This is a genomic window from Culturomica massiliensis (genome assembly GCF_900091655.1).
GTDB lineage: Bacteria > Bacteroidota > Bacteroidia > Bacteroidales > Marinifilaceae > Culturomica > Culturomica massiliensis.
The window spans coordinates 3,679,821-3,693,253 of record NZ_LT594621.1 but is presented as its reverse complement, the minus strand read 5'-3'; the positions used below and the strand labels follow the sequence as shown (position 1 = coordinate 3,693,253).

Here is a 13,433-nt window from a genome sequence, read left to right as displayed (position 1 = left end):
TATGAAATGGCAACTCTGTATATAGCTTAAATGCTTCGGGAGGGCCGGGGAATTGATCTTCGGCCGTTATTTCCGTACCCTTCATTCACAGAGTTTTTCAATTACATTTCAATTCCGATTCACAGCATTACAACCGGTAATGCCTGAGAGTCATACCCAATGAAGTCAAATCATGAACTATACATACAAACAAATATGGCTTATCAACCTGCCCATAATGGTAAGCCTGCTTATGGAACAATTGATCAATTTTACCGATTCTGTTTTTCTGGGACATGTCAGTCCGACAGCCTTAGGGGCATCAGCACTCGCAACAATGTACTATACGGCTATTTATATGCTCGGTCTGGGATTCAGCCTGGGCATACAGGTTGTGATTGCCAGAAGGAACGGAGAACGAAAATACACGGAAACCGGCCGGGTATTTTATCAGGGATTACTACTTCTGTCCCTTTTTGCCATTGTTATTTTCGGATTATCCAAACTATTTTCCCCTGCCTTGCTTCGGATCGCCATCACGTCGGACAGCGTTTACCGGGCTACGCTGCAATACATCGAATGGCGGGATTATAACTACCTGGCTGCCTTCCCACTATTGGCCATACGTGCTTTTTTCATCGGAACGACACATACCAAAATCCTTACGCTCAATTCGGTGATTATAATCCTCTGCAATATCCTGTTCAACTATCTGCTAATTTTCGGAAACGGAGGATTTCCCCGCCTGGGAATCAGCGGAGCCGCAATCGGAACATCACTTGCAGAATTCATCGGACTGCTGTTTCTGATTCGGCATATACAACAGGTTGACGGCAAACGATATGGATTAAGTGCAATTTTTGATTTTAAGTTATCACTTCATCTCATCAGTATATCTGTGTGGACGATGGTACGCTCATTCTTTTGTATTGCTCCCTGGTTTCTCTTCTTTGTTGCCATTGAACATCTGGGAGAATCTGAACTTGCAGCAGCAAACATTGTAAGAAGCATTTCCATGTTATTCTTTGTAATCGTCAATTCATTTGCCACGACAACAATTTCTCTGGTCAGTAACCTTATCGGCGGAAAACAGACTTCAGACGTAATACCTGTTTGCCACCGTAGCATCCTGTTGACCTATACAACAGGTATCCCGCTCATTCTGTTAGCATTCGCTTTTTCAGAAGACCTTTTACAGTTGTTTACCGACGACAGAGCAGTTGTTCAAACGGCATTTTATCCCTTTTGTGTAATGCTTTCCACATTTATTATCTCTGTACCAGCATATACCTATTGCAATGCCGTAATCGGTACCGGAAACACGAAAATAGCATTCGTATTTCAAATGATAAACATAATGCTCTATCTAGTCTATCTGTTTATATTAACAAATACCCCGGGTATTCCACTCGCCGTATTCTGGACCTCCGAACAGGTATACGTCACTGTATTATTTGTACTGTCTTTACTGTACCTCCAAAAAGGAAAATGGGAAAATAAACGCATTTTAAAATAAATAGTAGGTTTTAATTGTAAATTTTAGATTGTAAATTGTTTGACTACCTGATTCGTCATCAGATTTATTTAATCGTAAATCTAAAATCGTAAATCTACAATTTTTTAAGCTCGGGCTATGGGCATAATCGTAAATCGTAAATCTAAAATGTATATGTGCTTTAAAGTCCGTAAAACATCGTAAACCCGACAGACGTTCAAATGTTTTAACGTATAGTGGCAAAATATATCTTCCGTCCACATGGGTATTGTCATAAAAAAAACGATATTTGTACTATAAACTAACATTATTCAAGATGAAAAAAGGATATATTGTATTGATTGTAATTATCGTAGCCATATTGGCTATCTTCTTTTGGTTTAAAGGAACATATAACGGCATGGTGAAAATGAGTGAAGCCGTATCTGCTCAATGGTCAAATGTAGAAAACCAATACCAGAGACGCATCGATTTGATACCGAATTTGGTAAATACCGTAAAAGGTTATGCCTCCCATGAAGAACAAACATTGATCGATGTCGTAAATGCCCGGGCACAGGCAACCAAAACACAGATCAATTTCGACCAATTGGATGAAGCAACTTTGCAAAAACTAAACCGTACCCAGGGAGAATTGTCTTCTGCCCTTTCCAGATTAATGGCTATTTCCGAAAGCTATCCTGATTTGAAAGCCAATCAAAACTTTATGGAACTGCAAGCACAACTGGAGGGAACTGAAAACCGGATAGCAGTCGAAAGACGGAAATTCAACGAATCGGTTAGAAATTATAACGCCGATATCCGCCAATTTCCTAAAAATATCATAGCCGGTATGTTCGGATTTACGCCCAAACCATATTTCGAAGCAAATGAAGGTGCCGAACAAGCCCCGAAAGTAGAATTTTAAACCGGACTTATTAAAATTGTAGATTTACGATTTACGATTTTAGATTATACCCATAGCCCGAACCTAAAAAATTGTAGATTTACGATTTTAGATTAAATAAATCTGATGACGAATCAGGTAGTCAAACAATTTACAATCTAAAATCTACAATTAAAACCAGGTGGAAAACAACTTTTAAAAAAGGCCAGGCCTGAAAAACGGATAATCCATGGTTAAAGACTGAATAGTTTTTTACCAGGACCTATTAAATCCCGGGTAAAGCCATAGACAAAAACAGAATTAAACATGTCGCCCGAAAAATATTTTACACAAGCCCAGAAGGATGCAATGGTAGCAGCGATTCAGGAAGCTGAGAAGTGTACCTCCGGAGAAATCCGGATTCACTTTCAGAATCATTGTCAGACAAATCCATTGGATAATGCCGTCGAGGTTTTTGAAAAACTGAAAATGCATGAAACGGCACAACGCAACGGTGTACTCATATTCATCGCTCTGAAAGACAAAAAAATGGCCATCCTCGGAGATGCGGGCATCAATGCCAAAGTAAGTGGAAATTTTTGGGATGACATAAAAAACCGTATGGTCGAAAAATTCAAAAGCGGACAGATTTGTGAAGGTGTCTGTGAAGCCGTAAAAGAAGCCGGGAAACAACTGAAAACCTATTTCCCTTACCAAAAAGACGACATCAATGAACTACCGGACGATTTATCGTTTAAAGAATAGATAACGAATTCTGTATAAAGTGCATTAAAATTTACGATCTAAAACCGGATCATCTGTAATTTATAACCTATGACTAAATATTTTCTATCGTTACTGTTTATCCTTATTCTATCATTTAACGGAAGGGCACAGGATTTTCCGGAACCGATGTATCCGCGGCGGATCGTCAACGATTTTACAGCAATGTTTACTCCGGAACAACAATCTGCTCTGGAGACGAAACTCCGTCATTTCAATGATACTTCCTCTACCCAGATTGCTGTAGTAACCGTACCGGATATACATGGGTATGCACCGGGAGACTATGCGCAACGACTGGCAGAAAAATGGGGCATCGGCCAAAAAGGAAAAGACAACGGCATCCTCGTTTTGGTTAAACCCAAAACCAGGAGAGAAAAAGGAGAAGTAGCCATTGCCGTAGGATACGGTCTGGAAGGGGTTGTTCCGGATGCTGTCGCCTCCCGGATTATACGCAATGATATTATTCCGGAATTTCAAAAAGGCAGGTATTACAACGGTATAAATAAAGCCGTAGACAAACTGATCGGACTGGCAACCGGAGAATACAAAGCAGAGAAAAGCGGCGATGACGAAAATTGGACATGGTTTATCATCCCGTTTATAATTCTTTTCATTATCCTTCCGTTATTGGGACGCAAAGGCGGAAACCACAACCACGGAGACGGGAATTATACCGGTAGCGGAAACAGTGGAGGCCCCTTTATTTTCTGGGGCGGCCTCGGAAGCGGACAGCACAGCAGCGGAGGAAGTTTCGGCGGATTCGGTGGGTTTGGAGGAGGAAGTTTCGGGGGTGGAGGCGCCAGTGGAAGCTGGTAATTTATCCCGAACGATAAAAACACAAAACAAAAGATAGCGTTAAAGCAAGCAAAACTTCTTTAACGCTATTTTCTTTCCCTTCTCCCGACAAAACTTTTCCTTCAAAATAAAGTATAATACAGGGTAAACTTTTAACCGGCAAACAATTAAAAGCAAACACCCCATGGAAAAAGAAAATCCATCTATCGAACCAGGAACTCCGATACTGGGAAAAGACTATTCGATAATTATCGACACCAAAGGTCCCTACTTCGTATACGGCCATCCCCGGCTACAGCAGGAATTTATCGTTCCTAATGCCGATGGTGAAGCCTGGGAATACCACCCGGGAGAAACGTATAATACGGAGGCAGAACCTGTAGCCCTCTGTCGTTGCGGACATTCCCGGACAAAACCCTATTGTGACGGCGCGCATACCCAAGCAGACTGGGATCCCCGTCTGACTGCCGACCGGACACCTTTGCTCGATTCGGCAGAAACCTATGACAGCCAATATCTGGAACTATCCGATAATCCGGATTATTGTGTACACGCCCGTTTCTGTATGGCCAAAGGTACGGTATGGGAACAAATCAACAATTCAGACCAAAAAGAGTCCTATGATCTTTGTGTCCGGGAAACTTTCCATTGTCCCTCCGGCAGATTGAAAATCAAGAATAAAAAAGAAGACCGGTTTCTGGAACCGTCTCTAAAGCCTTCTTTAAGCCTGATAGAAGACCCTCAGGAAGAGTGCAGCGGACCGCTATGGGTGAAAGGAGGCATTCCGATTGAAGACTGTGAATGCAACGCCTATGAAATCCGGAACCGGGTTACCCTTTGCCGCTGCGGGGCCTCCACAAACAAACCCTATTGCGATGGAACTCACGCAACCATACACTTTAAAGACGGATTAAAACCCCTGAAAAACACAAAGAATAAATCCGAGACTCATACAAACCAAGACTTACATCATTGAGTTATAAACCTCAAAAAGAGGCTGCTTTGTAGCAGCCTCTTCCTTTGTCTATTATTTCTGTTTACAAGCTTGAATGGCTTTTTGTATTTTGCTATGTAAAGTTCTATACGAATTATGAATATCTGTCACAGCAGTAGTCTCATCCACAGTACCGACATATATCAGCAGGGTAAATCTTTCTTCATCCCATCCGTCTACCTCATCTCCGTTCGGATCATATCCCACGATCACAACAGTATTCCCTTTCTGATAAACAATAGCATAACAACCTTCCTCCTGCACCTCGTTTACTCTGATAGAAAAGCCGGCATCCGCAAGGCGCGACTTTACCTCAGTATAATCCGATAAGGGCCGGTTAATATACCCCAAAGCCGTCGTCGTTTGCAAAGTTTGTCCGGAAAACCGGACCAATGCATCAACCGGCGTAAACAATTCAGGGAAATCCTCTCCCAATTGTGTATCCTCCCAATTTTCGACATCCCGCAGGACTTCGATACGTAAAGACAAAGACGCGACAATTTTACCAAATATTTGCGCCGTTCCTTCCGTATAAGACGAACCGTTCACCTCCATATATTCTCCCGTACCGCTCACATCGAAAGCATATTTTCCATCTGTTTGTAGCACAACGTCGACTGTGATTCCCTCTGCTTGTAAAACAAAGGTGCCTTTCGCTATTGTTATGTTACCTCTATAACTCCCATTATTCCCATTAAAGCCATTGATCGTAAGCAGGCAAGATTCATCATCACTTTCTGAACACACCACCATCAACACGGTATCCGACCACATCATTTGAATATTCTCGGGAGCAAAGTTTACCCTTACACTCTCCCCTTCTTCCTTTAGGATAAGCATCGTATTTTCTTCACCTCCGCCTTCCTCACAGACTTCGATATCCGGTAAAGTGATATCAGTACCGGTAAGAAGAGTTACATTCCGTATAAAAGTAGTACCGGTACTCAATGTAAAACGTAAAACAACTGAACCGTTGATATTCGGTGCATTCAGTTTGAAGCACCCTCCCCGGTCTGTCTTTACCGGCATCATCGTACAGGTCCTCCCCTCATGATCGTATTCACAATTAATAAAAGCAACAGGTATTTCTCCACAGGAATTGACGATCTTCCCCGTGACAGACCTCGGACATTGCAATTCCAGATTACGGGTTACCGTCGTTCCCCCGGCCTGTCCCGGTAACTCGTGAGCGACACCCGGCAGCAATCCGTAATCTTCGGAAAGTATCCGGACCGTTACCGACGTGTTGGCCGGAATATATACTTCATATTCCCCCCGGCTATTTGTGTAGGCATAGGTTTGATCTACCGTTACTTTTATATTCTGGACCGGCCCATTGCAATTGGTAACCGTTCCCTTCACTGTCACCCGGTCCTCCGGCCAATCCAGGTTGTGCCACGAAAAATGATTTACTTCGCCGACGTATACATTTCCTTCCAGACGGGCTACCCCTTCTTCCACCCACATTCCGGTCTCTTCATTGAAATACCACAACGGAATCGTTTCAGGCGGATTGCTTTCCATTCCTTCAGGGATAGGGAAAGTCATCACCGAAGTCCCGTCCTCTTTCAATTGTAAAGCATTGCCGCTTCCATCGGTAAGAGAAACTTCCACCATTCCCCACGACACCAGTTGTACTTCACTATTATCCGTACGGACTGCCGCCAAATCACCCCCGGGCATCATTTCATTAAATGTCTCGTTATTCGGGTCCAGGTAAAGCATATCCGCATTTACAGTCCCCGTATAAGCCGTACCGTCACTCTTCACGACTTTAGCAGCAGGAATATCCACTTTCATATCCCCGACAGTAAGCAGCCGCCCCGAATTTGCTTCAAATGTCGCACTCGTGCTGATATCACTGTTTCCTTTCTCATGCATCACGACCTCCAACGTGATTTCTTCACTACTCGTCCCCGAACGGGTCACCGTAAAATACCCGGCTTTCTCAAAACGAAATAGGGTACGGTTGTTAACGGTTCCCATGCTTTCAAAACGGAAAGCACCATTTGCATCCGTAATAGCCGAGAGAGTTCCTGTCGTTACCTTCACCCCCGACAAAAGCACTCCGTCGATATCCTTAACGAGTCCATAAACCGTCGCATTTTTCATAACGACATCAGGAACCTCCGGATCCGGGCCGGGAGGAACCTCTCCCTTCTTCCCATCGTCCGAACAAGCCCACACGACAGCCAGTATCATTGTCGACAAGGCAAATAACCAAAAAGAAACATTTTTTTTCATGATCGTATGTTTTAGAATTATAAGTTTCAGATCAAAATACAGGTCACTTCTTTATAAACTCCACCCTCCGGTTTTTCGCCCGTCCCTCATCCGTCGAATTATCAGCAATAGGATTGTTTTGTCCTTAAAATAAAAACCGTCGGTAAAGCCTTCCTCCCGGAGTCAATACATGTAAGGACGCACGCCCATGATCGCCGTCAAAACGACACTCAGGACAACTGCAACGACAACCATTGTAATTAAAGCAGCTACAAAATAATTTGTCGTTTTCTCTTCAGGCACCTTCATCATTGGCTTTAATCCGCAATAGAGAATATACAATGCATACAAACCAGCTATTCCTGCCAGGAAACTAAGACTCCAGTAAATGTAAAAAATACCGCCGACACAAACAGCCGCATAGCAATAGGTCGCCAACTGAAAAGCTTTGTTAAAACTTTTCTCTGCCCCGAAATACGAAGCCAACATGTCAAAAACAAAAGCCGTCAGAAAGACACCCCCTATAACCGAAACATACTGCAAAAGCGCCATCCGTATGCCCCACTCCAAAGAGGCGATATGCCCCACCAAAGGAATCCGGAAACCGATCAATCCGTAACCGATAAAAGCAGCCGCAGCCGGTAAGATAGCAAGCCACAACAGATAAGTCGTAAGCAATTTCACCGGAGTATCGTTCTCCTGCCCGATTTTACTCCATTCCTCTTTTGGAGAAATCAGAATGCTCTTCGTTCTTTCTATAAGATTCATCATATTTTTTTTTAAGAATTCATCAATTACGAACAGCCTCCATCTTCTTCTTCGCCGAAGCAGACAAAGGAGGGCGTACTGCCGTCCGGGTAATCACAGCACGAGATCCGCCACTTACAGTAAACTCCATGACTTTGAGCGCACCCGTCAACTCCCCGCCGATCGGATTACTCTCTGTTCCGGCAGGGAAGACTCCTGCGGCCGGATTTTGACCGTAAGTTACCCTGATCAGATCATTTTTATAAATTGTTGTAATCACCCAATTGGTCGCAATCTCGGGTCTGCAATTGGAATACATATTCACCCATACTTCATACTTACCAGACTGTACATACTCGGCAGGATAAAACACATTTTCATTATTAATCCCATCGATAACGCAACCGGCATTCGAATCGATATCCAGCCCCCAAAGCAGGGAATCCAATTCATAATCATAACCTCCTTCGTTATAGTAATAGATAACCTCTCCGTCAGGTTGTACGACATACAGATCCACATCTTTCTCATTATCAAAGGAAAGACTGATTTGCAAAGCTCCCGTTCCGGCACGTATGTATCCGATTTCCGAAGTAAATATTTCTGTGATTTCTCCGTCTGCCATACGCGCAGCAATCCGGATCGTAAAAGAATGACCCAGACTCTGACTGATCAACAACACGAGCGGATATATCGTGGCTTCATCGGCCCGGACCGTTCCGGGCACATAACGATAATAGCCTGCGGTTCCTACCACACCGACATAAACCTCCGTAATCTGCCTTTCAGATACTAAAGTTACAACCGAAGACCCTCCGGCCAGCACATTTCTGTTCATATTTACCCGATCCAAAGCAATACTTCCTGTTGCCTGAGGGAAATCATTTCCGACATACTCCGCCTCTTTGATACTGAAATACTCTTTCTCGATAGGATTCCGGTCCGGACCATCATCCTTATCACTGCAACTAAGAACAACAAGAAGAACATATGTCAATAGAACAAATACGTTCAAAATAAAAAATCTATTAGCCTTCATAACTTATCTGTATTAATTTCCGGACAATCGAAAAATCCCGTATCCGGCAAAAAAACAATGATAATCAGCATAATGTAATGCCCGCCTTATAAAAGACAGGCACCCATCAAGGAATATGCCCTTAGAAATGATAAGCAGCACCGACACCAATCACAGCCCGTGACCAGTTGCTTACCACATTGTATTTTGCCCGGAAATCAAGAGAAATGGCTTCTGAAAGCCGATATTCGACACCGGCTCCGAAATTGATACCGAATTTAGTTTCACTCGACTTTGCAGCACCTCCTCCATACTCCTCCCATTCGTCTGCACCATCCCATTTGACTGACGCACCCTGTATCGTAAGACCGAATTGAGGATATAACACAACATCCCCAAGTTTGAAAAGATATTGCCCGTTGATACTGAAATCCCAGGTATTCCATTTCAACTCTGCACCCAATGCCTCTGCTACTTTTTTGGGAAAAAAGAAATTGAATTCCGGAGATAAACGGATGGCATCCGTAATACTCCAATTGAAATCCAATCCCACCCCGAACTGCGAACTCAAGCCGGCAGCAGGACTGGTCCCCAAATTCAGACGTAATCCGGCAGACACATCTCCCTTTTCCTGAGCCTGTACATACATTCCGGACAATGCAATAGCCAACGTCAAAACGAAACTTTTCATAATTGTTGTTTTCATGGTGATTGATTTTAGTAATAATGCCTACTCTATTTGCTTTTCGGCGATCGCAATTCTGTCGTTAGTTAAATTTTGTTTTATCATATTAATGAACTACAACAAAAATAAAACAAACGAATACACCAAAATACCCCCAAAATGGGGTATTCTACTGATAATTAACAAATACCCCCCAAAATGGGGGTGTCATGTTTTTCTTAAAAATTATATATTTGTATTAATAAAAAAGCATATCCCTATGAAAATACAAAACAGAATCCTTTGGGTTGTTGCACTTATGTATATGGGAAGTTTTACCCTGCCGGCAGAAGTAACTCCGGCTTCACTGGAACAATGTCTTTACAAGCCGTCAATCGGAACGGCAGAAAAAGCCATTCTCTGTGAACGATGGGGACGAAAATATCTATACAAAATGCACAAAAAGCCTATGATTTTACCCGTCGGAGGAGTGAATGGGCACAGGAATGTGGAAAGCAGGAAACAAAGGGACAATTGCAATGCCTGTTGAGCGCCATATACACATGACATGGGACAATACGATTCATCCGTTTATTGCTGCCAGAATAGGATCAAAATAGCACGGGATGTAAACAATCCCCCCAGGCCAACACACCCCTGGCTTATATCGGAAATACTTACTGGCCCCAGTCCCGTTTCGACAGTGCACTTTAAAAACCGAATTAAAAACAAAAAACAATTATGATAAAAGTAATCGTAGTCGACGACCATCCTATTGTAACCGACGGTATCAAAAAATTAATCGATAGCTGTCCGGATATCCGTACCATAGGGACGGCCCTCTGTGGTAAAGACTGCAAAGAATTATTGCAAAAAACGACACCGGACATCATATTACTAGACATCAATCTGCCGGATATCAACGGTATGGACTTATGTCGATATATACGGGGATTTTATCCCTTTGTCCGGATAATTGCTCTTACCGGCTTTAAAGAATATTTCTATATGCAAAAAATGCTCCAAAACGGAGCAAACGGGTATTTATTAAAAAATGCCTTACCGGAAGAAATTATTGAAGGCATACGGGAAGTATATAACGGAAACTCTTATTTCAGCGAAGAAGCCGACAATGTTTTACAAGCACATAACAACAACAAACTTTTTCTGACATTGCGGGAGACCGAGTTGCTAAAACTCGTCGTAGAAGGCTACACAAATAAAGAGATCGCTTCAAAGTTATTTTTAGGTGTTGAAACGATTAACAGCTACCGTAAAAATCTACTATTAAAACTAGGAGTTAAAAACACCGCGGCCATGGTCAAACTGGCTATTACGGAAAAGCTGATTTAAATAAAAAAAGTCCCCGGACCATCACGGTGGGAACTTAACCTGTCTAACCAAAACTTATGAAAAAAACGAACGTCAAAAACTGAAAATCAATGTCTCTTTAAATCAAACCGGAAATCAAAATCAGAAATTTCACTTCACCGATCGATAAAATTCAGATTTACACCCGAAAAAGACATCATTTCTTTTCAGTTTCAAAAATATACATTCGTTGTCACGTCATTGTGACAAAATCATGAAGTAAAAGTGACATTTTATTGCTATAAAAAATCCGGATCTCACAATGAAATCCGGATTCCTGTATTTCTAAAAACAAATTATCTGGCAGCCATAACTTCCTGCTCGATTAAATTTGCTGTTGTCTGATCGAACACCAGGGTTTTGTCGTTCGGCAAATAAGTGAAAACACTCTTATCACGCATTTCCACTACTTTTGTTTTATTCTCACCGTCCATCAGATACCACGCTTTTTCTTTCGGGAAATAACGAAAATCCACAGCTTCCTGTCCGTCCGTCGAAGCAATCGTCAACTGATTTTGTTTCTTAATCATCTTATACATCTGTCCTTCGTGCAACACATCCATTTCTTCTACTTCATCAGCTCCCATTGCTACCGGATTGTTACCACCCCAAAATTCGATAGAGTTAAAAATCAATGCATCTCCCAAACAGCACAATTCATAGGCCGGCAGAATACACAAACCGAAAAATACCAATTCATTTACAAACTTGCTGTTAGAAACCTGACCGTTCCAACGATGCAACTTTGAAGTAAGTGAAAACGATCCGTAACATCCTGACATCAAAATTGCAGTACAAGCAATTAATACAACAACAGTAAATTTGGTTAATAATTTTTTCATGATAGATAAATTTAAAAGATTTATAGTATTGTTCCTAAGAAATTTTAATCCCTATTATACTTCTGTTATGCAAAGTTAAAAAAAATAGAAAAAAAAGAGAATACATCAAGGCCTATATCTCCTTTTACTTATTTTTCTTCTATCACTTTTATACGTTTTGTTTTCAAACGGGTTTCCAACCAGGTTTTAAAACGCTCTTCATCATCCTCTGAAGGAGGCTTTTGATAAGACAAAAAAGCTACATTCAAAGTATCGTTTGTCTGTAATTCGACATTTATACGTACCATACGGGACAAAGCGATCGATTTTACATAAGGAAACAAAATCTTCAATTCCGGTCCAAGCTCCACGGTCGCTGAATCATAAACCGTATAATTGGTCAGGCGGGCTTTCAACAAGCTGATCTCCGCTTCCTGACTAACCATTTTCTCCCGGTTTAAACGATAAAAATCCTGTAGGACAAGGCTATTCAATCCGTCTTCTTTTTCATCTTCCCCAAGTCCCTGAGAAATCGACAGCGCAACGTTTTTCAATCCATATTGCTCCATTTTCTGACGCAACATCACAATTGATTCTTCCGATACTTTTTTTCCGATCAACGAAACGGATATGCTACGTTCCGGAGCTTCCGCCTGTATATGCTTGTTGACGACGAATGTATTCGGGAAATTGATCTCGTTGGTGATAAACCGGTTCGCATTGGTTTCAAAAATATTGGTACGCACCATATTATATGTAATATAAACACTCGGCACCACGGTCAGGAAAAGAATCGTATAAACCAGTTGCTGCACCTTTTTTTCCCGCACTTTATCGACAAACGACTTTTTGGAAAAATGCATCAGTTTTACACCCAATGTCGTAGCAAAAGCAATGAAAACCGAATTGATCACATACAGATAAAACGCACCGAAAAAATAAGAGAAATTCCCGCTGGCAAGACCGAATCCGGCCGTACACAAGGGAGGCATTAAAGCCGTAGCAATAGCTACACCGGGAATCACATTCCCTTTTAAACGCGTACTCGAAGCGACAATACCAGCCATCCCGCCGAAAAAAGCGATCAAAACGTCATAAATCGTCGGAGTCGTTCGCGCCAGTAACTCGGAACGGGCCTCGTTTAAAGGAGAAATCAAAAAATAGAACGTAGATGTCAGAATTCCGAACACCGTAGCAATGGCTAAATTACGGAATGCCTTTTTTATCAACTCGAAATCATTAATTCCAAGCCCTAAACCGATGCCCATGATCGGCCCCATCAAAGGAGATATCAACATCGCACCGATAATAACGGCCGTTGAATTCACATTCAACCCCAAAGAAGCGATAAAGATAGCAAAGATCAATACCCAAAGATTACTGCCTTTGAAGTTAATTCCACTGCAAATATTTTCCACCGTTTGAGCCTCACCTTCGCGATCCCCGGAAGGATCAAGGATTCCTTTCAAATAATCTTTAAATTGGGTAAATAACTCCGAGAATTTCATACGAACTTTCAATTTAAATATCGAAACGCAAATTTACTGATTTTTCCGGCTATAAAACAAGAAAACAAAAACATAGGTGAAGGTCCACAACCTAATATTCGTCATTTTTATTTTACACCAACATTATTCGATTGAATAACAGATCATTATATCTATCACCCGGAAAC

13 protein-coding genes are annotated in these 13,433 nt (G+C 41.9%); 7 read left to right on the top strand and 6 right to left on the bottom strand.

Features of this window, described 5'->3' with window-relative positions; genetic code table 11:
- The first annotated feature begins 172 nt into the window (after positions 1 to 172).
- The 5 genes from BN8908_RS16360 (at position 173) to BN8908_RS16340 (ending at position 4,896) form a co-directional block, all read left to right on the top strand.
- Complete coding sequence (locus BN8908_RS16360) at positions 173 to 1,495, top strand: MATE family efflux transporter (protein ID WP_068691695.1); 1,323 nt, start codon at positions 173 to 175, stop codon at positions 1,493 to 1,495.
- A 295-nt stretch (positions 1,496 to 1,790) separates the two neighbouring features.
- Positions 1,791 to 2,381 carry a LemA family protein gene (locus BN8908_RS16355; RefSeq protein WP_021989120.1) on the top strand — a complete coding sequence of 197 codons (591 nt, stop codon included), beginning with the start codon at positions 1,791 to 1,793 and terminating at the stop codon, positions 2,379 to 2,381.
- Positions 2,382 to 2,666: 285 nt separating this feature from the next.
- Positions 2,667 to 3,104: a TPM domain-containing protein gene (locus tag BN8908_RS16350; RefSeq protein ID WP_021989121.1), complete on the top strand. Its 438-nt coding sequence runs from the start codon at positions 2,667 to 2,669 to the stop codon at positions 3,102 to 3,104.
- Positions 3,105 to 3,173: 69 nt separating this feature from the next.
- Complete coding sequence (locus BN8908_RS16345; protein WP_068691693.1) at positions 3,174 to 3,941, top strand: TPM domain-containing protein; 768 nt, start codon at positions 3,174 to 3,176, stop codon at positions 3,939 to 3,941.
- Between the two features lie 163 nt (positions 3,942 to 4,104).
- Positions 4,105 to 4,896, top strand: a complete 792-nt coding sequence (locus BN8908_RS16340) for a CDGSH iron-sulfur domain-containing protein (RefSeq protein WP_068691691.1) — start codon at positions 4,105 to 4,107, stop codon at positions 4,894 to 4,896.
- Positions 4,897 to 4,947: 51 nt separating this feature from the next.
- Here the strand turns inward: BN8908_RS16340 and BN8908_RS16335 are convergent, their stop codons facing one another.
- The 4 genes from BN8908_RS16335 to BN8908_RS16320 all read right to left on the bottom strand — a co-directional run bounded on the left by BN8908_RS16335 (position 4,948) and on the right by BN8908_RS16320 (position 9,608).
- Entirely contained in the window at positions 4,948 to 7,158 is a 2,211-nt protein-coding gene (locus tag BN8908_RS16335; protein WP_068691689.1) for a carboxypeptidase-like regulatory domain-containing protein, read from the bottom strand.
- Positions 7,159 to 7,320: 162 nt separating this feature from the next.
- Positions 7,321 to 7,905, bottom strand: coding sequence for a Yip1 family protein (locus BN8908_RS16330; RefSeq protein WP_021989125.1), 585 nt, complete (start codon positions 7,903 to 7,905; stop codon positions 7,321 to 7,323).
- 22 nt (positions 7,906 to 7,927) lie between these two features.
- Positions 7,928 to 8,923: a hypothetical protein gene (locus tag BN8908_RS16325; protein ID WP_068691687.1), complete on the bottom strand. Its 996-nt coding sequence runs from the start codon at positions 8,921 to 8,923 to the stop codon at positions 7,928 to 7,930.
- A 121-nt stretch (positions 8,924 to 9,044) separates the two neighbouring features.
- Positions 9,045 to 9,608, bottom strand: coding sequence for an outer membrane beta-barrel protein (locus BN8908_RS16320; RefSeq protein WP_068691685.1), 564 nt, complete (start codon positions 9,606 to 9,608; stop codon positions 9,045 to 9,047).
- Positions 9,609 to 9,846: 238 nt separating this feature from the next.
- Between BN8908_RS16320 and BN8908_RS18640 the strand changes: the two genes are divergently transcribed.
- Positions 9,847 to 10,116 carry a hypothetical protein gene (locus BN8908_RS18640; RefSeq protein ID WP_021989128.1) on the top strand — a complete coding sequence of 90 codons (270 nt, stop codon included), beginning with the start codon at positions 9,847 to 9,849 and terminating at the stop codon, positions 10,114 to 10,116.
- 191 nt (positions 10,117 to 10,307) lie between these two features.
- Positions 10,308 to 10,919, top strand: a complete 612-nt coding sequence (locus tag BN8908_RS16310; protein WP_021989129.1) for a response regulator — start codon at positions 10,308 to 10,310, stop codon at positions 10,917 to 10,919.
- A gap of 314 nt (positions 10,920 to 11,233) precedes the next feature.
- Here the strand turns inward: BN8908_RS16310 and BN8908_RS16305 are convergent, their stop codons facing one another.
- Both BN8908_RS16305 and BN8908_RS16300 read right to left on the bottom strand, forming a co-directional pair.
- Entirely contained in the window at positions 11,234 to 11,779 is a 546-nt protein-coding gene (locus BN8908_RS16305) for a DUF3332 domain-containing protein (protein WP_068691679.1), read from the bottom strand.
- Positions 11,780 to 11,907: 128 nt separating this feature from the next.
- Positions 11,908 to 13,266, bottom strand: a complete 1,359-nt coding sequence (locus tag BN8908_RS16300) for a DUF389 domain-containing protein (RefSeq protein ID WP_068691677.1) — start codon at positions 13,264 to 13,266, stop codon at positions 11,908 to 11,910.
- Positions 13,267 to 13,433 lie beyond the last annotated feature (167 nt).